Origin of the sequence: Leptolyngbya sp. KIOST-1 (assembly GCF_000763385.1) — a bacterium.
Classification (GTDB): Bacteria; Cyanobacteriota; Cyanobacteriia; order Phormidesmidales; family Phormidesmidaceae; genus Nodosilinea.
Map to the genome: position 1 here is coordinate 1,282,300 of NZ_JQFA01000004.1, position 21,031 is coordinate 1,303,330.

Sequence of the window (21,031 nt, forward strand, 5' to 3'; positions counted from 1 at the left end):
ATCGCCAGAACCGTCAGGACGTGACCAATGCCCCTAAAGCAATAGCTATAGGCCATTGCGCCGCTCCAGTTTTTCCCTTTGGGAAAGGCCAATGTTCTTAGCGCAACGGCCATCGCTATAGATCTGGCCAAGGCATTCCAAATAGGGCAAGACACGGTAAAATCGCCGTTCAAAAGCGCTATACCCAAAAGCCCCAGCAGCGCTGTGCCAAACCGCGCTACACGTAGCCTGTTCCCTGTCTGCCCCCCATGAAGCTTGCCTGCCAACCGTTTACCGTCCACAAACGAGTCCCGCTCACCATCAGTCGCGGCACCACGGCTCAGTCCACCAACCTCTGGCTCAGGCTCAGCGCTGAGGGCATCGAGGGTTGGGGCGAAGCGGCTCCGTTTTCCATCGGCACCCACCGCCAAACCCTGGAGATGCTCCAGGACGATATGGCTTGCCTGCAGGGGGCGATCGCCCACGTTCATCCCGCCAACCGCCAGGCCATTGCCGCCGTAGCGGCAGAGTTATCCCTTCAGTCCGCCAGCCGCGCGGCCCTGGATGTTGCGCTCTGGGACTGGTACGGCAAAGCCGTTGGGCAGCCGATCTGGCGACTGCTGGGGCTAGATCTGGACCGCATTCAGCCCACCTCGGTCACCGTCGGCATTTCGTCCCCGACGGCGGCCCAGCAGCGATCGCAGGATTGGCTACAGCAGACCTCCGCCCGCGCCCTGAAAATTAAGCTGGGCAGTCCTGAGGGTATTGAGGCTGATCGAGCCATGTTTCAGGCTATTTATGACCACGTTCCCACTGACATCAGCCTCAGTGTGGACGCCAACGGTGGCTGGACCCTAAACGAAGCCATCGCTATGGCCCAGTGGCTGGGCGATCGCCGCGTCACCCACCTCGAACAGCCCCTGCCGGTGAGTCAAAACGCCGATCTGGCCGTCCTCAAGCAGCAGGCTCCGCTGCCCATCTTTGTGGACGAAAGCTGCTTTGACAGTGCCGATATTCCTGCCCTGGCGAATGGGGTGGACGGCATTAACATTAAGCTAATGAAAGCGGGCGGCCTGACCGAGGCCCTGAGGATGATCCACACGGCCCAGGCCTGCGGTCTACAGGTCATGTTTGGCTGCTATTCCGATAGCAGCCTGGCCAACGGGGCCATGGCTCAGCTCTCGCCCCTGGCCAACTACCTCGACCTCGACAGCCACCTCAACCTCCGCGACGATCCCTTTACGGGCCTTTCCCTCACCCACGGGCGACTGATTCCCCCTAGCAACCCTGGACTTGGACTCGACTATGCACCTCACGCCCGATAGCCGCATTGCCCTACTCATGCACGAAGGCACCCAGAGCACCATGGGCAAAACTGGGCTGTCTATGCTGCGATTCAGCCAGTCCCCCATCGTCGCGGTGATTGACTACCGGGCGGCGGGGCGATCGCTGGTGGGGCTGACCGGCATTGACAAACCCATTCCCATCGTCGAGTCCCTGACCGAGGCGCTCACTTTTACCCCCGATGTTCTGGCCATCGGCATCGCTCCCTCCGGCGGCAAGCTGCCCGAAGCCTGGTTTCAGGAAATCGAGCAGGCCGTCAAAGCCGGGCTCAGCATTGTCAACGGTCTGCATACCCCGATGGCCGAGCATCCAGCCCTCCAGCCCTGGCTCAGGCCCTACCAGTGGATTTGGGATGTGCGGCGGGAGCCAGAGGGGCTCACCGTCGGCAGCGGTCAGGCCAGCCAGCTAGCCTGCAAGCGCATTCTGACCGTGGGCACCGATATGTCGGTGGGCAAAATGTCCGCCACCCTGTCCCTGCACCACGCCTGCCTTCAGCGGGGGCTGCGCTCCAAGGTGATCGCCACCGGGCAGACCAACCTGATGCTGGGGGATGACGGTGTGCCCCTAGACGCGATTCGAGTCGACTACGCCTCTGGGGCGATCGAGCAGCAGCTTATGCGCCATGGCCCCCATCACGATTTTATTTTTGTCGAGGGGCAGGGGTCCCTGCTCAACCCTGCATCGACCGCAACTCTGCCCCTGCTGCGGGGCACCCAGCCCACCCATCTGGTGCTGGTGCATCGGGCTGGGCAGCGCCACATTCAAAACTTTCCAAGGGTGAAAATTCCCGACCTACCCAGCGTAGTGGCGCTCTACGAACAGGTCACCGCGGCGGCGGGAGCCTTCTACCCGGCCAGGGTGGTGGCAATCGCCCTCAACACCGGCCACCTCAGCGCCAGCGAAGCCGAAGCGGCTGTCCAGGAGACTGAGGCCCAAACAAAGTTGCCCTGTGCAGACATCTTCCGTACAGGGGCTGAAAAACTATTGGCACCGATTTTGGCTTAGGTCAGCTACGGTTGGTGCAGCTACTTCTTACGCAAACGATAGGTGATGCGGCCCTTAGTCAGGTCGTAAGGGGTAAGCTCTACCTTGACGCGATCGCCCGGCAGAATTTTGATGTAGTTGCGGCGAATCTTACCTGAAATGTGGGCCAGCACATTAAAGCCATTGTCCAAGTCAACCCGGAACATCGCGTTCGGCAACGACTCGGTAATGGTTCCCTCCATTTCGATTAGGTCTTGCTTAGACAAGCTAACTTCTCCCTAAGTACAAATCGACAGACTGCAATTCCAGCATAACCCCAGCCCCTACTCGATTACCAGGCGCTTGAGGTCGGTATGCACGGCTTCCATGGTCTGATTCCCGTCCACCGACACCAGCTGCTGCCGACTGCGGTAGAACTCAACCAGCGGTTCTGTCTGTTGACGATAGACCTCCAGCCGATGCAAAATGACTGACTCCTCGTCATCCTTGCGGCCTCGCTGCAGCAGCCGAGCCACAATCACCGCATCTTCCACATCGAGGTTGATCACAAAATCAGTGGGCTGCTCAATCTGCTCCAGCAGCTTCTGCAAAAACTCCGCCTGGGGAACATTGCGAGGGAAACCGTCGAGGAGCCAGCCCTTTTGAGCATCCTCCTGCGCCAAACGCTCCTCAATTAAGTCGAGGATGAGTTCGTCCGGCACGAGCTCTCCAGAACTCATGAAGTGGTCAGCTTTTTGCCCTAACTCACTCCCCGCCGCCACCGCCGATCGCAGAATATCCCCGGTGGAGATGTGCGGTACACCGCAATCCGCAGCTAGCAACGCAGCCTGGGTTCCCTTACCCGCCCCTGGGGGGCCTAGAAAGATAAGTCGCGTCACTACTGTTTCACCATTCCTTCGTAGCGCTGAGAAATCACGTAGGTCTGGATCTGCTTCGCAGTATCAATAGCAACACCGACCAAAATCAGCAGCGAAGTCGCCCCAAAGCCCCGGAAGGTCTGTACTCGGGTCAGGCTTTCGACCGCGCTGGGCACCACCGCAACCATCCCCAGGAAAATAGCCCCCAGAAAGGTCAGCCGATTCAGAATGCGGCTGATATACTCCGTAGTCGCCTTGCCGGGGCGAATGCCGGGGATACTGGCCCCCATTTTCTTCAGGTTCCGCGACACATCGTCGGGGTTCATTACCAGTGACGAGTAGAAGTAACTAAAGAAGAGAATCAACACCAGGTACAACGACACGTAGAACCAGGAGGTTGGGTTCAGGTAGTTGTTGACGAACTGGCTAAAGGCCGGATTCGTGACGTACTGAGTCAACGAAATGGGCAGAACCAGCACTGCCGAGGCAAAAATAATCGGCATGACGCCGCCCTGGTTGAGCCGCAGAGGCAGATAGTTGCTCTGCTCCAGGTAGAGCTTACGGCCCACCTGGCGACGGGCAGAGATAATCGGAATGCGGCGAGTGCCCTCCTGCACAAAGACAATGCCGACAATCATGGCCAGAAAGGCCAGCATCAGAATAATGACGCCGCCGACCAGGCCGCGATCGCCACTCTGAGCCAGCTCGATGGTTTGCCCCAGGGAGCGAGGCAGAGTGGACACAATGTTCAAAAAGATCAGCAGCGAAGCCCCGTTACCAATGCCACGCTCGGTAATTAGCTCACCTACCCACATCACAAACATCGAGCCTGCGGTTAGGGCAATTACCGTCTGGGCAATAAACGCCGGTCCGGGAACCGCCGCAAACTGATACAGCAAAAATGAGGCCAGTAGCGTACTCTGCAAAATGGCCCAACCCAGGGCTACGTAGCGAGTGATCTGGGAGATTTTGCGTCGCCCGGCCTCACCTTCATTCTTTTGCAGATCTTCCAGCTGAGGCAGAGCTGCGGTCAGCAGCTGCATGATGATCGAGGCATTGATGAAGGGTAAAATCCCAAGGGCAAAAATACCCAGGGCCGAGAGTCCACCTCCGACAAAAATGTCTAAAAACCCCACAAAGCCCGCCAGACTGCCCGACTGAATCGAGGCAGCAAACGCCTGACGGTCAATTCCCGGTACTGGAATAAAAATCCCCAATCTAACCAGTACCAGCAGCCCCAGGGTGACCAGCAGACGACTGCGCAAGCCAGCGGCCTGCGCCATCTGCATAAATGTTTCCTGTGCGCTGGGATTTTTACCCCGACTTACGACCATGCAACAGTACCTCAGCCCTACGTTTAGCTATAAATTAGCGGCAGTTCGTATCCGTGGTTGCCTCTTTATGGTTGCCACAGATACATCCCTCAATCCAGTCTAAGGGATGGGAGAACTATCTCGCTAGGCGACCACTTCCCAGGTGCCGCCAGCCTGCTCGATCTTTTCCTTGGCTGACTGGGTAAAAGCCGCCGCCCTGACGTTCAAAGCTCCACTCAGTTCGCCGTCACCCAATACCTTGAGCGGGCCATCGTTGGTCGTCAAAATGCCAGCTTCTAGCAGCGACTCCAGCGAAACGTCCGTGCCCGCCGACAGGTCAGCTAGGCTCTTGAGGTTAATAATGGTGTACTGCTTCTGGTTGACCAGAGGGAAATGCTTGAGTTTGGGGATGCGGCGGTAGAGCGGCATTTGGCCACCCTCAAAGCCGGGGCGGGTACCGCTCCCCGAGCGCGATTTTTGGCCTCGCATGCCGAAGCCGCAGCTAGCGCCCTGCCCGGCCGAAATACCGCGACCGACGCGGCGACGGCGGTGCTTAGAGCCTGCTTGTGGTTGTGCGTCGTTGATTCTCATGGCTGAGGAAAATAGAAACAGCGATACCGAAAGGAATTAAACGTACAGATTTTCGACCGGAATATCCCGCTCTTCGGCCACTTCTGCAAAGGTGCGTAGAGAGGCCAGGGCATCCGCAGCGGCACGAGCATTATTGAGCGGGTTGTTGGACCCCAGCTGCTTGGCCAGCACGTTGCGAACGCCAGCCAGCTCCAGCACCGTGCGGACAGCGCCCCCAGCAATTACCCCAGTACCGGGGGCCGCTGGGCGCATGAACACTTTCGCACCCCCACCAATGCCGTTGGAGGGATGGGGAATGGAGTAAGAGCGGGTCAGGGGGACATCGACCAGATGCTTCTTGCCGTCGGCCACGCCCTTCTTGACTGCGCCAATTACATCCCCAGCCTTGCCGACGCCGACGCCGACCTGGCCTTTCTCGTTACCGACGACAACGATGGCCCGGAAGCTGAGCTTTTTACCCCCCTTCACAACCTTAGTAACGCGGCGAATCTGAACGACGCGCTCCTGCCAGTCGGTTTTTTTCTCTTTGGTACGCGCTTCTTTGCGACGGTTTGCCATTTTCCCCAGCCTTATTTACATCAACAGAATTAGGTGTTTTCGATTTGCAACTGACGGCGTAAAACCTAGAGGCTCAAGCCAGCTTCCCGAGCTGCGTCGGCCAGAGCAGCCACTCGCCCGTGATATAGCTTGCCGCCCCGATCGAAGACAACCTGGGTGATGCCTGCCTTTAAGGCCCGTTCAGCCACCAGCTTGCCCACAACCGCAGCCGACTCCTGAGTCGCCCCCGACTCGTCTTTTAACACGTCGGGCTCAACGGTCGAGGCCGCCACCAGGGTGTGATGGGCCGTATCGTCAATAATCTGGGCGTAGATGTGCTGGTTCGAGCGAAAGACGGCCAGGCGAGGCCGCTCAGGGGTGCCAAACACGCGGCGGCGAATGCGGGCGTGACGGCGACGGGTTAATTCTTTACGACTTGCTTTCATGGCTTACTTCTTCCCTGACTTACCGGCCTTACGTCTGACCTGCTCTCCGGCGTAGCGCACACCCTTGCCTTTGTAAGGCTCGGGGGGACGGCTGGCCCGAATACTGGCGGCGATGTTGCCAACCAACTCTTTGTCGATACCGCTGACGATGACGTTGGTATTGTTTTCAACGGCAAATTCGATCCCCGCTGGGGGCTCAAACACGACGGGGTGGCTATAGCCCAGGCTGAGGTTGAGGTTGCGGCCCTGCACCTGTGCCCGATAGCCAATGCCCTGAATTTCTAAACGCTTCTGGTATCCGTTGGCGACGCCTTCAACCATGTTAGCGACCAGGGTGCGGCAAAGGCCGTGCCGCTCCCGAGCCAGCCGGGAGTCGTCCCGCCGATTCACCAGTACAGTATCGCCCTCTTGAACGACGACCACACCGCTGGGCAAAGTGCGAGACAGCTCGCCCTTGGGTCCTTTGACCTGAACATCCTGACCGTCAATCGTGATTGACACCTTAGCCGGAACTGGGATTGGCCGCTTGCCAATACGTGACATGATGCAAAACTCCTAAATCCTTAGCACTCGATAACGCCCTTGACGCCTTTCCGTTGGGCTTTGACACAGGCTCGTCAAATCGCCCTGGCTACCTACGCTGACCTACCAGACATAGCAAAGTACTTCTCCACCGATGCCCTGACGGCGAGCATCGCGATCGGTCATGATGCCACTGGAGGTGGACACGATGGCGATGCCAATGCCGCCCAACACCCGAGGCAACTCTTTCCGATTGGAGTACACGCGCAGACCGGGCTTGCTAACGCGGGTGAGATTACGAATGATGGGCTGACGCGTTTTGCCCTTGTACTTGAGGGCAACCACCAACTGAGGCCGTTCCTCGACGGTCGTCTCAGAGTAGTCCGTGATGAAGCCTTCTTCCTTAAGCACCTTGGCAATACTCCGGGTCATCCGGGTAGAAGGAATGCCCACGGTTTGGTGCCGCGCTAGATTCGCATTCCTGATGCGAGTCAACATATCCGCAATTGTGTCGTTAGCAGCCATAGTTCTAGTACGCGTATAAACCTGTGTTAGTTGTCACGGAACGGCATACCCAATTCCTTGAGTAGCGCTCGGCCTTCTTCATCGGTGCTGGCGGTAGTCACGATGGTGATATCCATACCGCGGATTTGGTCGATGCTGTCGTAGTCAATTTCAGGAAAGATTAGCTGTTCCCGCAGGCCCAGGGTGTAGTTGCCGCGCCCGTCAAAGCTCTTGGGGCTGATCCCGCGGAAGTCGCGAATCCGGGGCAGGGTCAGGTTGATCAGGCGATTGAGAAAGGCGTACATGCGGTCAGAACGCAGGGTAACCATCACCCCTACGGGCATGCCTTGGCGGATTTTGAAACCGGCGATCGCTTTCTTGGCGCGGGTGACCACCGGGCGCTGTCCGGTAATCAAAGCCAGTTCACTGAGGGATGACTCCAGTGCTTTGGCGTTCTGAGAGGCTTCTCCCAATCCCCGGTTGACGGTCACCTTGACCACCTTGGGGACCTGGTGGATGTTCTCGTACTTAAACTGCTCCATCAGTTTAGGTACTACGGTGTCTTTATATATGGTCTTGAGCTGGTCGGTCATGGGTCGTTTCTTCTGCTTTCCTGGGCTTGGTCAGGACTAGAGGTGTGGGTCGGCTAGAGGCCTAGTCGATGATTTCTCCGGTTTTTTTCAGCTTCCGCACCTTGCGGCCGTCTTCGGTGTAGGTGTAGGCAAACCGGCTGGCCACCTTTTCCTTTTCCGAGTACAGCATGACGTTAGAGCTGTGGATCGGCGCTTCCTGGGTGACAATTTGCCCCGATTCCCCTTCCTGCTGCGGCTTGACGTGCTTGGTGCGAATATTGACGCCCTGCACAATCACCTGGCTGGTCTTGGGAATGACCGAGAGCACCTCGCCCACCTTGCCGCGATCGCGGCCAGCAATCACCTGAACGGTATCTCCCTTACGCACATGCACCTTGTGGCGCACGGGTGTCTTAGATGTTATTGCCATTAGAGAACCTCCGGTGCCAGCGACACGATCTTGGTAAAGTTTTTGTCGCGCAGTTCACGGGCAACCGGGCCAAACACCCGGGTACCCTTGGGGTTGCCGTCCTGGTTGATGATCACAGCAGCGTTGTCATCGAAGCGAATGCTCATGCCACTGCTGCGGCGCAGGCCCTTCTTAGTGCGCACGACCACGGCCCGTACCACGTCTGATTTCTTAACCCCCATGTTGGGCAGGGCATCCTTGACCACGGCGATAATCACATCACCGACACCAGCGTAGCGACGGTTCCCACCCAGCACACGAATGCACATGAGCTTCCGGGCTCCGCTGTTATCTGCCACGTTTAAGTACGATTCTTGCTGAATCACAATCTCCCCCTATGCGTCTGCCGCGCGATTAACAATGTCAGCTACCACCCAGCGTTTGGTTCGGCTCAGGGGACGAGTTTCAAGAATCCGCACCCGATCACCTTCCTGGCAGGTATTCTCCTCGTCGTGGGCCTTGTAGCGCTTGGTTCGCACCACAATCTTGCCGTACTTGGGATGGGATGTCCGACTCTCCACAGCAACCACGACGGTTTTATCCATCTTGTTGCTGACCACCATCCCCACTCGTTCTTTGACCGCCATCTGCTTCACCTATTCCCTACACTGATACCGATTCTGTTGTGGACGCAGCCACAGCGTTGGCTTGGGCCGTCATCTCGTCTTCTAAGGCCGCTATCTGGCGCTCCCGCTGAACCGTCATCAGCTGAGACAGGCGGTGGCGAGCATGCTTGAACTGGTGATTTTGCTTATCCAGCTGCCGGGTGGCTTTTTGGAAACGCAGTTGAAATAGCTCACGCTTGACCTCGGCGATCGTCGTCAGCAATTCGTCATCACTGAGACTGCGGGCCTCTTTGATTTTTGACAGTGCCATAGCCTATGCCTCCTTGCTGTCGCGCGCAATGAACTTGGTCTTGAAGGGCAGCTTAAAGGCGGCAAGGCGCATAGCCTCGCGAGCGGTCGCTTCGGGCACCCCGGCAATTTCAAAGACGATGCGGCCTGGTTTTACCACAGCCACCCAGAATTCGGGGTTGCCTTTACCCGAACCCATCCGGGTTTCCGCCGGACGCATGGTCACAGGCTTGTCAGGAAACACACGAATCCAGATCTTGCCGCCCCGTCGTACGTAGCGAGTCATCGCTCGACGAGCCGCCTCAATCTGACGAGAGGTCAGCCAGCAGGGCTCCGTAGCCTGGAGGGCGAAATCCCCAAAGTTGATGTCGCTACCCCGCTGAGCCATTCCGCGCATACGCCCGCGGTGCTGCTTGCGAAATTTAGTTCGTTTTGGACTAAGCATGGATCGGCACTCGTGAAGTCACAGGTCAAAGTTAATCAAAGAAACGCGGGGCAGGCTCTAGTCTTCGTTAGAGCGGTCCTCAAACTGCGGCCGCCGCCGGGGCTGGCGTCGCCGGGGCTGGGCGCTGGGAGCCACCGGAGCTTCCTCCTGGCCAGGAATAATCTCACCCTTGAAGATCCACACCTTGACCCCCAAAATGCCGTAGGTGGTTTGGGCCGTCGTGTAAGCGTAGTCAACATCAGCCCGCAGGGTATGAAGGGGCACCCGACCCTCGCGAGTCCACTCCGTCCGGGCAATTTCAGCGCCATTCAGGCGACCACTGACCTGGATCTTGATGCCCTCCACCCCAGCCCGCTGAGCCCGCTGAATGGCCTGGCGGACAACCCGCCGGAACGAAACTCGACGCTCCAGCTGCTGAATGATGTACTCCGCTACCAAAGCGGCGTCGGCATCAACCCGATTCACCTCAACCACGTTGACGCGAATCTGACGGCTGGAGTCTTTGAGCAGCTTCTGTACACCCACCCGCAGGGCTTCGATACCAGCACCACCGCGACCGACCACTACCCCAGGGCGGGCCGTGCGTACCTCAAGATCGATCTGATCGGCCTTGCGTTCGATGCGAATATCCGCAATACCGGCGTTGCTCAAGGTTTTTTGAACGTACTCGCGAATGCGGTAGTCTTCCTGCAGCAAGTCAGGATAGCGAGTTCCCTCGGCAAACCAGCGAGAGCGGTGCTCTTGAACTACGCCAAGGCGAAATCCGGTTGGATGAATCTTGTGTCCCACGAACTAACCCTCTGGAATTTGGTGCTTTAAAGACTGATGTTTGAACGGCGGTATCGATGAACTGAGCGCACTAAGGCTCGGCGCCTGGAGCAACAGCAATGGTGATGTGACAAGTTGGCTTGCGAATTTGGTAAGCGCGGCCCTGGGCCCGAGGACGGAACCGCTTCAGGGACGGTCCAGCATCAGCGAAAGCTTCACTCACCACCAAACCCGCCGGGTCTAGCCCATTGTTGTGTTCCGCATTGGCGACCGCCGAGCGCAGCACTTTGATGATGGGTTCACAGGCTTTGTAGGGCATGAACTCCAGGATGATCAGCGCATCCCGATAGCTTTTGCCCCGAATTTGGTCAAGCACTCTGCGCACCTTGCGGGGTGACATGCGCACGTAGCGAGCCACCGCTTTAACCTGCTCTGAGGTATCTACAGCCATTTCACCAGTTCCTCTTACCTAATACCTAACGACGAGCTTTTTTATCAGTCTTAGCGTGGCCGCGAAAGGTTCGCGTGGGAGCAAATTCACCTAGCTTATGGCCCACCATCTGCTCAGTGACATAGACCGGCACATGCTGACGGCCATTATGTACTGCAATGGTGTGACCAATCATCTGGGGCAAAATCGTTGAAGCCCGCGACCAGGTTTTGATCACCTGCTTGTCCCCCTTGGTGTTGAGGGCCTCAATTTTGGACAGCAGGTGGTCGGCCACAAAAGGACCCTTTTTCAATGAGCGAGACATGATGCTTCAGCGCCAATAACAGTTCAAGAAACAGCCAACCAAGACAGAATATCTGGAGGTAACGCTAGGCGTTACGACCGCCGCGACCCCGTTTGGACACGCGACGGCGGCGACGCACCACGTATTTATCGCTGTCCTTGTTCTTCTTGCGGGTTTTGTAGCCCAGTGCTGGCTTACCCCAGGGAGTAACCGGACCTGAGCGACCGATGGGGGCACGACCCTCGCCACCGCCGTGGGGGTGGTCGACCGGGTTCATGACGCTGCCGCGAACTTCAGGGCGGCGACCGAGCCAGCGCTTGCGTCCGGCCTTACCCAGGCTGACATTGCGAACGTCAGCATTGCCCACCTGGCCAATGGTGGCGTAGCATTCCCGACGCACCATACGCACCTCGGTGGAGGGCAGCTTGAGGGTGACGTAATCGCCCTCTTTGGCCACGACCTGTGCCCCTGCTCCAGCGGAGCGCACCATCTGCCCGCCCTTGCCGGCCTGCATCTCGACGTTGTGCACCGTGGTGCCCAGGGGAATTTTGTAAAGTGGCAGGGCGTTGCCCACTTCCAGGGGAGAGTCTGGACCCGAGACCACCGTGCTGCCAACGGTTAGTCCAGTCGGGCAGAGAATATACCGCTTCTCACCGTCCTCGTAATGGAGCAGCGAAATCCGCGCGTTGCGGTTGGGGTCGTACTCAATGGAGGCAACCTTGGCGGGTACGCCCAGCTTGTCGCGACGAAAATCCACCACCCGGTAAAGGCGCTTGTGGCCACCGCCCCGGTGACGGCAGGTGATGACGCCCCGATTGTTGCGTCCCTTGGGACGATGCTTGGAGCGAGTCAGCGACTTTTCAGGTTCACTGCGGGTGATTTCGGCGAACTCAGAGACGGTTCGCTCACGCGTGCCTGGGGTGTAAGGTCGGTAAGAACGGATGCCCATGGAAATACTTGCTGGCTACACGGCAAAAACGGCTGAGAAATCTGAACCTGATTACAGGTCGGGGAAAAGGGGAATGGAATTGCCTGGGGCCAGGGTGACCACAGATCGCTTGTAGTGGGGACGGTTGCCCACGAAGCGGCCCATCCGACGCTTTTTCTTGGGGGGGTTGTAGGTGTTCACCGCAACCACCTTGACGTCGAACAGCTCTTCAATCGCCGCCTTGATCTGCAACTTGTTGGCGCGGGGATCAACCTCAAACACATATTGATCGTTTTCGAGCAGGAGGGTGGCCTTTTCGGTCACCAGCGGTCGACGAATCAGGTCGGCCAGGGATGGGGTATTGGCGGCATTAATCACTGTAAACCTCCTGGATAGCCTCAAGCGCTGTGGACGTAACAACCAGATGGTCGGCCGTTAGCAGATCGTAAACATTGAGATTGGCAGCGGTGATCAGCTTGACATTCTCAAGGTTGCGGGCCGAAAGGTAGACCAGTTCCTGACGCTCAGCGATGATCAGTAGAATTTTGGCGTTGGGTTCAAGCCCCCAGCGAGCCATGGCATCAAGCAGTTCGCGGGTCTTGGGCCGAGAGAATTTATTTTCAAAGCTCTCAACCACTACCATGTCGTCAACCCGGCTCTGGAGCGCAGTTCGCAGCGCTAGGCGGCGCTCTTTGCGATTCATTTTGACGCTGTAGTCGCGAGGTTTGGGGCCAAAGATAACGCCACCACCGCGCCACAGAGGGGAACGGTTAGAACCGGCGCGAGCCCGCCCGGTACCCTTCTGCCGCCAGGGCTTGCGACCACCGCCGCTGACCTCGGCCCGGGTCTTGGTGGACACCGTTCCCTGGCGGGCATTGTTCATTTGTCGAACCAGTGCACGGTGGACGATATGAGAGGCCGATTCCTCTTTGGCAACCTGAAGATCTAAGGATGCGGTGCCTGCCTCCTCGCCCTCCCAGTTTTTGATGACGCAATCAACCATTGTCTGAACCTATCCCTAAAAAGCTTTGAATGCCCAAAGGCCTGAACTGCTTACGTACTCTGCGACTTAAGCTTTGACCCACTTAGCCGGGGCAATGCTCAGTAACCCACCGGGCTTGCCGGGGATAGCGCCTTTGATCAGCAGCAGGTTGCGATCGCTGTCCACCCGCACCACCTGCAGCTTGCGAATCGTCACCTTGGTGTTGCCGTACTGACCCGCCATCCGCTTGCCGGGATAGACCCGACCGGGGGTGGTGCCGGCACCGGTCGAACCGGGCAGCCGGTGGTTCTTAGAACCGTGGGCCATAGGGCCACGGCGGAAGTTATGGCGCTTCTGGTAGCCGGCAAAGCCGCGACCAATGCTCTTGCCGGTGACATCCACCAGCTGCCCGGCGCTGAAGGCCTCGGCGGTAACGGTCTGACCCAGCTCAAACCCATCGGCAGCATCGACTCGATACTCTTTCAGATGGCGCAGCGGAGCGCTGCTCGAGCGGGCCAAATGACCTAGCTCAGGTTTGTTCAGCGCCTTCTCAGCGACCTCGTCGAAACCAAGCTGGACGGCGGCATAGCCGTCGGTATCCGAGGTTTTGATTTGGGTAACCACGCAGGGACCGGCCTGAACCACCGTTACGGGGATGGCGTTACCTGCCTCATCGAATATCTGGGTCATGCCCAGTTTTTTGCCGAGAATACCGACTGCCACGGCCCTGTCTCCCTATTAACACACTACGAAATGCGCAGGACTCTCTGAGTTGAGAGCTTTGCGCATCCACAACGACATCGACTTTTGAACACCCCAAACTGGAGAAACTCACCGGGGTGAGCGCTACCGATACAGATCGGTCACGATTCAAAAGAAAACTAGCTTGATCTGACTGGCTTTCCGTTGACGACCCCTGGGTCAATCTCGCACCCATGGGCGGCGACACGGTATTCAGAACAGCTAAATGCCAGGACTTGGGTAGCTCATTGAACCACTCAGTATCCTTTTTGTCGGCGATTTACTATGGTACAGCCCTATTTTGAATCTGTCTATACCTTTTCTCTAAAAAGTTTTGTGAGCCCAGTGCTATCCCCTACAGCAGATAATAATTAATTAAGGCGGCGGGGTGCCTCTGGCTGAGGTTACTCTCGCTGCTAAGGCAGTACAATGACACCTGATATTGTTTGGCCGAGGGCAACTATGGCGCTGCTAACGACTGGCAAACCGTTTATGAAAGACTTGGAGAGCAACGGCGCGATCGCCGTACGTATGCCTCTAGAAGGCGGGTTTGAAGGTCGCTATGAGCGTCGTCTGAAGGCCAGGGGCTATGAAATTCTCAAGCTGACGGCCCGGGGGTTGGGGGATATTTCCTCCTATTTGACCGCTGTCCACGGCGTGCGCCCGCCCCACCTGGGCAAGAAGAACACCGCCAGTGGGGCGGCCGTGGGTTACACCTACTTTGTCCCGCCGCTGCTGACCTATCGCCTGGAAACGATGTCGCCCAAGGCGAAGGGCATGGTGCTCTGGCTAATCGAGGGCCATATTTTGTCCCGTCAGGAAATGGCCTACTTAGTCAGCCTGCCGACGATTGAGCCGCGAGCTAAGGTGGTTGTAGAGGTGGGAGGCGATCGCAGCTTTAGCTGGGAACCGCTGGCGAACCTGGTTTAACTCTCCACCCAGTCCGCCGGCGTCGTAGCGCTAGACCGTTCAGTTAACCATTCAGTTAATTGACTGACGGCAGCCCCTAGAAACGCTGGCTATTCTCTGTCAGGACTTGCCACCTGCATGAATGCTGAAACCGCCACCGGAACTGCCCGGAGCTACGCCTTAGGACAGCCATCTCTATCCCCTTACCAATCGCTGCAGGCGGGGAACTGGGTGAAGCTTATTTGCGGCGCCAGCTATCAGGACATGCCAACGGTGCGGCGTCTGGTGATGCTCTACGCCCTGGCCGGGGTCGACTGTGTGGATGTGGCCGCCGATGGGGCCGTGGTGGCCGCCGCCCGTCAGGGGCTAGCGGATGCACTCTGGCTGGCCGGGCAGATGGGCGATCGTGCAGCGTCTCCAAAGACCCGCGGTGGGTTTGGTGTAGCGCAGAGCGGTCTGCCCTGGTTGATGGTCAGCCTCAACGACAGCGAAGATCCCCACTTTCGCAAGGCCCATTTTGACGCGGCGCACTGCCCCCCCGACTGCGATCGCCCCTGCGAACCCGTATGTCCCACTGCCGCTATTCAGTTCCAGGCGGCCCACCAGGGCGGAGTCAAGCCGGAGCTCTGCTATGGCTGCGGTCGCTGCATCACCGTCTGCCCGCTAGCCCACATTGAAGCGCAGTCTTATCTGGCCCGGCCAGAGGCGTTTTCCGGCGAACAACTGGCTCAAATTGATGCCGTTGAAATCCACACCCAAACCGGCCACCAGGCTCAGTTTGAGCAACTCTGGCAGCGGCTTCAGCCCTGGCGACCCCACCTCAAGCTGGTGTCGATTAGCTGCCCTGACCACGATCAGGTGGTGCCCTATTTGCAGGATCTCTACCACCTAATGGCTCCTCTAGAGGTGCCTTTGATCTGGCAAACCGACGGCCGCCCTATGAGTGGGGATCTGGGCAAGGGCACGACCCATGCGGCCATTCGTCTGGCCCAGAAGATCCTGCAGGCTGGGTTGCCAGGCTATGTGCAACCCGCTGGCGGCACCAATGGCTACACTGTAAGTAAGTTGCTCGATCTTGGCTTGATAAACACCTCGCCTTCTGCTTCTGATCCGAACGAAATTGCCCTTTGCGGTTTGGCATCTCCCCAGAGAGGCGAGATGGCCACCCCTAATTCAGCCTTAGTCCGCAACACAATCTCAGGTATTGCCTACGGTAGCTACGGGCGATCGCAGGTGCTGCCGCTGATTGAGGCCATTGACTGCGAACTTCAGCCCTGGTTAGGACGCGCTTCCCTAAACCAGTCTCCCTGTGGTCAGTGGATCGAGTCTGAGCCCGAGGCGGCCCTCGTTGCCCCCTGGCAACGACTCGAGCACAGTGCCTTAGGTCAGGGGCTGGCCCTAGCCCACCAGCTCGTGGACCAGCTCAAGCTGGCCACCTCCAGGATAGATAGACATTTTTTACCAGCACGGTATGGTTAGCTATAGCGACAGTGACGGCGTCAACAGCCAATTACCCAAAGATTTCAGCCCCAGCACCTCCGACATTGCCCTAAACAAAAGCCTCGCCAACGACATTTCTACTACTCCCAATCCCGCCGTGGACTTTTTACCCACCGAACCTGAAGGGACAGCGCCTCAACCGTCTGTTCCTGCCCAAGCCCCTCCCATCGATGACCTGGATCAGCTGCTGAGTATTCTGCCGCCTGCAATTCGTCTGCGGCTGACCCAGCACCCCCAGCGCCAAAGCCTGATCGAGGTCGTTTTGGACCTGGGGCGGCTGCCCGAGGCCCGATTCTATAACAGCGTGGAGTATCTTGCTGAAGATCCCGTCACCCACGTTGATCTGGACCACTGCATCAAACGGGTGGGCACCTTTGGCGGTGACAACCGGGCGGGCATCGAGAAAACGCTGCACCGGATCAGCGCTATCCGAAACCGTTCTGGGGAAGTGATTGGGCTCACCTGCCGGGTGGGGCGAGCCATTTTTGGCACCATTGGCATGATTCGCGATCTGGTGGAAACCGGTCGTTCCATCCTCATGCTGGGCCGCCCTGGGGTCGGTAAAACCACCGCTCTGCGCGAAATTGCCCGCGTCCTGGCCGACGATCTGCAAAAGCGAGTGGTGATCATCGATACGTCCAACGAAATTGCCGGGGATGGCGATATTCCCCATCCGGCCATTGGCCGGGCCCGACGGATGCAGGTGGCCCGACCCGAGGAACAGCACCGGGTGATGATTGAGGCCGTGGAAAACCACATGCCTGAGGTCATCGTCATCGACGAAATTGGCACTGAGCTGGAGGCTCTAGCCGCCCGCACGATTGCCGAGCGGGGGGTGCAACTCGTAGGCACCGCCCACGGCAATCGGCTTGAGAACCTGATCAAAAACCCCACCCTCTCAGACCTAATTGGCGGCATTCAGTCAGTCACCCTGGGAGATGAGGAAGCCCGCCGCCGGGGCAGCCAGAAAAGCGTGCTGGAACGCAAAGCCCCACCCACCTTTGACATTGCGGTAGAAATGCTCGAGCGTCAGCGGTGGGCCATCCATGACGATGTGACCGTCACCATCGACAACCTGCTGCGGGGACGCCAGCCGGGGTTGCAAATTCGCACCGTGGATGAAAATCAAAAGGTGGTGATTACCCATGAGCTGCCTGGTTCGGGGCGGGAGGTGGCCAAGCCCAGCCGCAGCGGTATGGGCTGGCGCGCGGCAGGGCAGATGGTACCGCCGAATGGGGGAGGCACAATTGCCCAGCGCACCCTGGGTGGCCACAACGTTCGCCCCCTGGGACAGCCCTATAGCGTCGAACCCACCACCGACCCCATGTTTGCCCATCTGCTGGACACCACCAGCCACGACATCGTGGGTCCCAACGGGGAAGATGCCATGCGCCTCTACCCCTACGGTCTCAGTCGCCATCAGCTGGAGCGGGTAATTCAAACCCTGCACATGCCCGTCGTAGTCACCAAAGATCTGGACAATGCCGACGCGGTGCTGGCGTTGCGATCGCATGCCAAGGCCCAGGCCAAGCTCAAGCAAATGGCCCAGGGGCGGCAAATTCCGGTTCACCTAGTTAAGTCCAACAGCATTCCACAGATCACCCGCGCCCTCCAGCGGCTGCTGGACATGGACGACAACCCCGCCGCCGTAGATCTGGAGCTGTTTAGCCACAGCGGCGGCGACGATGAGCTAGAGGCGCTGGAGGAGGCGCGCCTGGCGGTAGAGCAAATTGTCATTCCCAAGGGGCAGCCGGTGGAGCTGCTGCCCCGCTCGGCCCGCATCCGCAAAATGCAGCACGAGCTGGCGGAGCACTACCGACTCAAATCCCTCAGCTGCGGCGAAGAACCTAACCGACGGCTGCGGATTTATCCAGCTTAGGCGTCGGTTAGGCTGACAATGAGGGGGCAGTAGGGGGTAGCGTTACGGCTGGCCTTGAACCGCAGCTCCGAAACCGTGAACCCAGACGGCAAATCCTCTCATCACCGGCTTGAATCAGCACCAGGACAGAGTGCCCGGAGCAAAACACAGCCTACGATGGCCACAGGTCGCTATAGAATAAAGGCACCGAATTGACACCACCGCCGTCCTGGTCCAGGGTCGGTGGTGGGGGAGTAGCGCCTGTTTTGGGGCCTGTCCTTCGGCCTGAACCTTTTCAAAGAAGCCTATGAAATCCTTAATTGCTCGTCTTATGGCCCTGGTACTGGTGGCCGTTATCGGCCTGACAGGGTGCAGTGCAGGCACCAGCGGTATGCTCACCGGCGACTACCGCCAGGATACGCTGATGCTGGTCGACAGCCTTAGAACCTCGATCGCGCTGCCTGACGACGACCCCAACAAACTTGAGGCCCAGGCCCAGGCCAAAGCCGTGATCAGCGATTTTGCCTCTCGCTATCGCCGCGATTCCTCAGTGGCCAACTTGAGCTCGTTCACAACCATGCGGACGGCCCTGAATGCGATCGCTGGTCACTACAGCAGCTACCCCAACCGCCCCCTGCCCGAAAAACTCAAGACCCGAGTAGAGCAAGAGCTCAAACAGGTGGAGTCCGCCCTCAATCGGGGCGCTTAATTCCCCTGCGATCCATCCATCCCGTCGACCAAAACCGCCTTCGGGCGGTTTTTTGTTGGCTGCTTAACGCTGAACCCGCCGCACGCCTCAGCCCGGCACGCAGCGCAGAACAAAATTTGTAATTGACGGCTTGACCTCAGTTTGCTAGCATAGCAATTCTGTAGTGAAGTGCGAGTTGGACATGAAAGTCCGTGCGTCTGTACGCAAGATGTGTGATAAGTGCCGTGTGATCCGCCGCCGCGGTCGGGTTATGGTGATTTGCTCAAACCCCAAGCATAAGCAACGGCAGGGGTAGGGGCAGAGTAGCGTTTTTCCGGTAGGAAAGATCATGCGCTGGGCCTCGTTGAGCAAGTCGGTGAATCGTTGCAAGCTAGTTAGCTGAGGCAGTCGGTTTTTACAGTTGAGTCGAGCGTCAAACAGGCTTACTGGGATTTGGGCATTGGCCCATGTTTTAGGAACTGGCCATTGCCGGGCTGTATGGTGAAAACCAAGTATTTGGGGGAGATAGTTAAGTGGCACGGATAGCAGGCGTGGATTTGCCACGCGACAAACGGGTTGAAATTGGCCTGACCTATATCTACGGTATTGGTCTGACTCGCTCAAAGGAAATCCTGGCCAAAACCGGGGTTGATCCTGACGTTCGGGTCAAAGATCTCAGCGACACCGATGTGGCTAAGCTGCGGGATTCGGTCGAAAGCGACTACCAGGTCGAGGGTGACTTGCGTCGGCTTGAGAGCATGAACATCAAGCGATTGATGGACATCGGCTCCTACCGGGGGCGGCGTCACCGCGCCGGTCTGCCTGTGCGCGGTCAACGCACCCGCACCAACTCTCGCACCCGTCGGGGTGGTACTCGTCGCACCGTGGCCGGTAAGAAAAAAGCACCGCGGAAGTAGAGTTAGTCCTACTTTTTGCGCCCTCAGCTACCATTGGGGGTTGAGGTCTAAAAGCTCGCTGACCTTTGTGGCGAGTTTTTCCGACTGTTTAGCGGTGTCTTGCCCTGTTCACAGTTTGCCGACACCAAATGTTTTTAATTTCAGTTTCCTTGCATTGAATTTAGTGACAATACCATGGCCAAACCAACCCGAAAAACCGGACCCCGCAAGAGCAAGAAGAACGTCCCCAGTGGCGTAGCGCACATTCGCTCGACGTTCAACAACACCATTGTCACCATCACCGATCAGTCAGGGGAAGCAATTTCCTGGGCCTCGGCAGGTTCCAGCGGCTTTAAAGGGGCCAAGAAGGGAACGCCCTTTGCCGCCCAAACGGCGGCGGACGGTGCGGCACGGCGGGCCATGGATCAGGGCATGCGCCAAATTGAGGTTATGGTCAGTGGTCCCGGAGCCGGTCGAGAAACCGCCATCCGTGCGCTTCAAGGGGCGGGGTTAGAAATTACGCTGATCCGCGATGTTACGCCCATTCCCCACAACGGCTGTCGACCCCCCAAACGTCGTCGAGTTTAAGGATTGAGCGCTCAGCTTCATCGGTGGACAGGGTATTGCGAGGTTTAAGGGAGGCAGGATTTTGGCACAGTTTCATGTCGATTGCGTAGAGTCTGTCGTTGAAAGCGACCAGAGCCAGTACGGTCGTTTTGTAATCGAACCCCTGGAGCGCAGTCAGGGAACCACCGTAGGCAACGCCCTGAGGCGGGTGTTGCTCTCTAACTTAGAAGGTATTGCGATTACAGCCGTCAGAATTGCTGGTGCCACCCACGAATTCTCCACCATCGTTGGCGTGCGAGAGGATGTCCTCGATATTCTCCTCAACATGAAGGAGATTGTCCTGCGCAGCTACTCCAATCAGCCTCAAATTGGACGACTTCTGGTTCAGGGGCCAGCGCGAGTAACCGCCGGGCACTTTGAGCTACCCTCCGAGGTGGAAGTGGTCAACCCCGAGCAGTACGTAGCCACCGTTGCCGATGGCCATACCCTGGAGATGGAGTTCAGAATTGAGCGGGGTCAGGGATACCGGGCTGTTGAGCGCAGCAAGGACGACGCGACGGCGCTCGACTTCATTCAGATCGATTCGGTCTTTATGCCGGTCAAAAAGGTCAACTATAGCGTTGAGGAAGTCGTGGTCTCTGGCTCTATGCAGCGTGACCAGCTGAGCATGGACATCTGGACCAATGGCAGCATCACCCCTCAGCAGGCGATGAGTCAGGCCGCCGATATTCTAGTCAGTCTGTTTGTACCGCTCAAAGACGTCACGCTTGAACCCAAGTTTGACGAAGAGGTCAAAGAAGAAGACCCGAATAATCAAATTCCCATCGAAGAACTGCGGCTGTCTGTGCGGGCCTACAACTGTCTGAAGCGGGCCCAGATCAACTCGGTGGCCGACCTGCTGGACTTCAGTCAGGAAGACCTGCTGGAGATCAAGAATTTTGGGCAGAAGTCTGCTGAAGAGGTGATTGAAGCTCTTCAGGAGCGCCTGGGGATTACTCTGCCCCTGGAGAAGGCTTCGAAAACCGCATAGTGTCCGGGTTCAG

General features: G+C 58.0%; 31 protein-coding genes. 10 read left to right on the forward strand and 21 right to left on the reverse strand.

All coding sequences use genetic code 11. The features are described from left to right. Positions 1-248 precede the first annotated feature (248 nt). Entirely contained in the window at positions 249-1,304 is a 1,056-nt protein-coding gene (locus NF78_RS22745) for a dipeptide epimerase (RefSeq protein ID WP_035991881.1), read from the forward strand. Continuing rightward, complete coding sequence (locus NF78_RS22750) at positions 1,285-2,328, forward strand: DUF1611 domain-containing protein (protein ID WP_035991883.1); 1,044 nt, start codon at positions 1,285-1,287, stop codon at positions 2,326-2,328. Before NF78_RS22745 ends, NF78_RS22750 begins: the two co-directional genes overlap by 20 nt. Positions 2,329-2,348: 20 nt before the next feature. Here the strand turns inward: NF78_RS22750 and infA are convergent, their stop codons facing one another. The 21 genes from infA to rplC form a co-directional block, all read right to left on the reverse strand. Next, positions 2,349-2,573, reverse strand: a complete 225-nt coding sequence (infA, locus tag NF78_RS22755; RefSeq protein ID WP_017297627.1) for a translation initiation factor IF-1 — start codon at positions 2,571-2,573, stop codon at positions 2,349-2,351. Between the two features lie 57 nt (positions 2,574-2,630). Next, a complete protein-coding gene (locus tag NF78_RS22760; protein ID WP_035991886.1) occupies positions 2,631-3,185 on the reverse strand; it encodes an adenylate kinase in 555 nt (184 codons plus the stop codon). Continuing rightward, a complete protein-coding gene (gene secY / locus NF78_RS22765; protein ID WP_035991888.1) occupies positions 3,185-4,498 on the reverse strand; it encodes a preprotein translocase subunit SecY in 1,314 nt (437 codons plus the stop codon). The genes NF78_RS22760 and secY overlap by 1 nt, the downstream gene beginning before the upstream one ends. Before the next feature lie 123 nt (positions 4,499-4,621). After that, positions 4,622-5,068: a 50S ribosomal protein L15 gene (gene rplO / locus NF78_RS22770; RefSeq protein ID WP_035991890.1), complete on the reverse strand. Its 447-nt coding sequence runs from the start codon at positions 5,066-5,068 to the stop codon at positions 4,622-4,624. A 36-nt stretch (positions 5,069-5,104) separates the two neighbouring features. Beyond that, on the reverse strand, positions 5,105-5,626 hold the full coding sequence (gene rpsE, locus NF78_RS22775; RefSeq protein ID WP_035991891.1) for a 30S ribosomal protein S5: 522 nt from the start codon (positions 5,624-5,626) through the stop codon (positions 5,105-5,107). A 65-nt stretch (positions 5,627-5,691) separates the two neighbouring features. Then, complete coding sequence (gene rplR, locus NF78_RS30530) at positions 5,692-6,051, reverse strand: 50S ribosomal protein L18 (RefSeq protein ID WP_035991893.1); 360 nt, start codon at positions 6,049-6,051, stop codon at positions 5,692-5,694. 3 nt (positions 6,052-6,054) lie between these two features. After that, the gene (gene rplF, locus NF78_RS30535) at positions 6,055-6,594 is read right to left on the reverse strand and encodes a 50S ribosomal protein L6 (RefSeq protein WP_035991895.1); all 540 of its coding nucleotides are present in this window, start codon (positions 6,592-6,594) and stop codon (positions 6,055-6,057) included. Positions 6,595-6,696: 102 nt separating this feature from the next. Beyond that, the gene (gene rpsH / locus NF78_RS22790; protein WP_035991897.1) at positions 6,697-7,098 is read right to left on the reverse strand and encodes a 30S ribosomal protein S8; all 402 of its coding nucleotides are present in this window, start codon (positions 7,096-7,098) and stop codon (positions 6,697-6,699) included. A 26-nt stretch (positions 7,099-7,124) separates the two neighbouring features. Further along, positions 7,125-7,670 carry a 50S ribosomal protein L5 gene (rplE, locus tag NF78_RS22795; protein ID WP_035991899.1) on the reverse strand — a complete coding sequence of 182 codons (546 nt, stop codon included), beginning with the start codon at positions 7,668-7,670 and terminating at the stop codon, positions 7,125-7,127. 61 nt (positions 7,671-7,731) lie between these two features. Further along, the gene (rplX, locus tag NF78_RS22800; RefSeq protein WP_035991901.1) at positions 7,732-8,079 is read right to left on the reverse strand and encodes a 50S ribosomal protein L24; all 348 of its coding nucleotides are present in this window, start codon (positions 8,077-8,079) and stop codon (positions 7,732-7,734) included. Then, positions 8,079-8,444 carry a 50S ribosomal protein L14 gene (gene rplN, locus NF78_RS22805; RefSeq protein WP_035991903.1) on the reverse strand — a complete coding sequence of 122 codons (366 nt, stop codon included), beginning with the start codon at positions 8,442-8,444 and terminating at the stop codon, positions 8,079-8,081. The genes rplX and rplN overlap by 1 nt, the downstream gene beginning before the upstream one ends. A 9-nt stretch (positions 8,445-8,453) precedes the next feature. After that, positions 8,454-8,705, reverse strand: coding sequence for a 30S ribosomal protein S17 (rpsQ, locus tag NF78_RS22810; protein ID WP_035991905.1), 252 nt, complete (start codon positions 8,703-8,705; stop codon positions 8,454-8,456). A 16-nt stretch (positions 8,706-8,721) separates the two neighbouring features. Next, entirely contained in the window at positions 8,722-8,994 is a 273-nt protein-coding gene (rpmC, locus tag NF78_RS22815; protein WP_035991907.1) for a 50S ribosomal protein L29, read from the reverse strand. A gap of 3 nt (positions 8,995-8,997) precedes the next feature. Beyond that, entirely contained in the window at positions 8,998-9,417 is a 420-nt protein-coding gene (gene rplP / locus NF78_RS22820) for a 50S ribosomal protein L16 (RefSeq protein ID WP_035991909.1), read from the reverse strand. A gap of 57 nt (positions 9,418-9,474) precedes the next feature. After that, on the reverse strand, positions 9,475-10,206 hold the full coding sequence (gene rpsC, locus NF78_RS22825) for a 30S ribosomal protein S3 (protein ID WP_035991911.1): 732 nt from the start codon (positions 10,204-10,206) through the stop codon (positions 9,475-9,477). Between the two features lie 70 nt (positions 10,207-10,276). Continuing rightward, a complete protein-coding gene (gene rplV / locus NF78_RS22830) occupies positions 10,277-10,636 on the reverse strand; it encodes a 50S ribosomal protein L22 (RefSeq protein ID WP_035991913.1) in 360 nt (119 codons plus the stop codon). A 25-nt stretch (positions 10,637-10,661) separates the two neighbouring features. After that, positions 10,662-10,940, reverse strand: a complete 279-nt coding sequence (gene rpsS, locus NF78_RS22835; RefSeq protein ID WP_035991915.1) for a 30S ribosomal protein S19 — start codon at positions 10,938-10,940, stop codon at positions 10,662-10,664. 64 nt (positions 10,941-11,004) lie between these two features. Beyond that, positions 11,005-11,868 (reverse strand): 50S ribosomal protein L2, encoded by an 864-nt coding sequence (rplB, locus tag NF78_RS22840; RefSeq protein ID WP_035991918.1) that lies wholly within the window; start codon positions 11,866-11,868, stop codon positions 11,005-11,007. 51 nt (positions 11,869-11,919) lie between these two features. After that, positions 11,920-12,225, reverse strand: coding sequence for a 50S ribosomal protein L23 (locus NF78_RS22845; protein ID WP_081972852.1), 306 nt, complete (start codon positions 12,223-12,225; stop codon positions 11,920-11,922). Next, positions 12,218-12,850, reverse strand: a complete 633-nt coding sequence (rplD, locus tag NF78_RS22850; protein ID WP_035991921.1) for a 50S ribosomal protein L4 — start codon at positions 12,848-12,850, stop codon at positions 12,218-12,220. Before rplD ends, NF78_RS22845 begins: the two co-directional genes overlap by 8 nt. Positions 12,851-12,916: 66 nt before the next feature. After that, positions 12,917-13,552, reverse strand: a complete 636-nt coding sequence (rplC, locus tag NF78_RS22855; protein ID WP_035991923.1) for a 50S ribosomal protein L3 — start codon at positions 13,550-13,552, stop codon at positions 12,917-12,919. Between the two features lie 480 nt (positions 13,553-14,032). On the opposite strand from rplC, the gene ndhN reads away from it, so the two are divergent. The 8 genes from ndhN to NF78_RS22890 all read left to right on the forward strand — a co-directional run bounded on the left by ndhN (position 14,033) and on the right by NF78_RS22890 (position 21,018). Further along, positions 14,033-14,500: an NAD(P)H-quinone oxidoreductase subunit N gene (gene ndhN / locus NF78_RS22860; RefSeq protein ID WP_035991925.1), complete on the forward strand. Its 468-nt coding sequence runs from the start codon at positions 14,033-14,035 to the stop codon at positions 14,498-14,500. Positions 14,501-14,617: 117 nt separating this feature from the next. Next, positions 14,618-15,958, forward strand: coding sequence for a circadian clock protein LdpA (gene ldpA, locus NF78_RS22865; RefSeq protein WP_052050854.1), 1,341 nt, complete (start codon positions 14,618-14,620; stop codon positions 15,956-15,958). Next, complete coding sequence (locus NF78_RS22870) at positions 15,951-17,858, forward strand: R3H domain-containing nucleic acid-binding protein (protein ID WP_225885400.1); 1,908 nt, start codon at positions 15,951-15,953, stop codon at positions 17,856-17,858. Before ldpA ends, NF78_RS22870 begins: the two co-directional genes overlap by 8 nt. Before the next feature lie 286 nt (positions 17,859-18,144). Then, positions 18,145-18,546 (forward strand): photosystem II protein Psb27, encoded by a 402-nt coding sequence (psb27, locus tag NF78_RS22875; RefSeq protein ID WP_035991928.1) that lies wholly within the window; start codon positions 18,145-18,147, stop codon positions 18,544-18,546. Positions 18,547-18,727: 181 nt separating this feature from the next. Further along, the gene (rpmJ, locus tag NF78_RS29980) at positions 18,728-18,841 is read left to right on the forward strand and encodes a 50S ribosomal protein L36 (RefSeq protein WP_071527191.1); all 114 of its coding nucleotides are present in this window, start codon (positions 18,728-18,730) and stop codon (positions 18,839-18,841) included. Between the two features lie 217 nt (positions 18,842-19,058). Continuing rightward, a complete protein-coding gene (gene rpsM / locus NF78_RS22880) occupies positions 19,059-19,442 on the forward strand; it encodes a 30S ribosomal protein S13 (protein WP_035991931.1) in 384 nt (127 codons plus the stop codon). A 174-nt stretch (positions 19,443-19,616) separates the two neighbouring features. Beyond that, on the forward strand, positions 19,617-20,009 hold the full coding sequence (gene rpsK / locus NF78_RS22885) for a 30S ribosomal protein S11 (RefSeq protein WP_035991933.1): 393 nt from the start codon (positions 19,617-19,619) through the stop codon (positions 20,007-20,009). A 61-nt stretch (positions 20,010-20,070) separates the two neighbouring features. Further along, positions 20,071-21,018 carry a DNA-directed RNA polymerase subunit alpha gene (locus NF78_RS22890; protein WP_035991935.1) on the forward strand — a complete coding sequence of 316 codons (948 nt, stop codon included), beginning with the start codon at positions 20,071-20,073 and terminating at the stop codon, positions 21,016-21,018. The last annotated feature ends 13 nt before the right edge of the window (positions 21,019-21,031 follow it).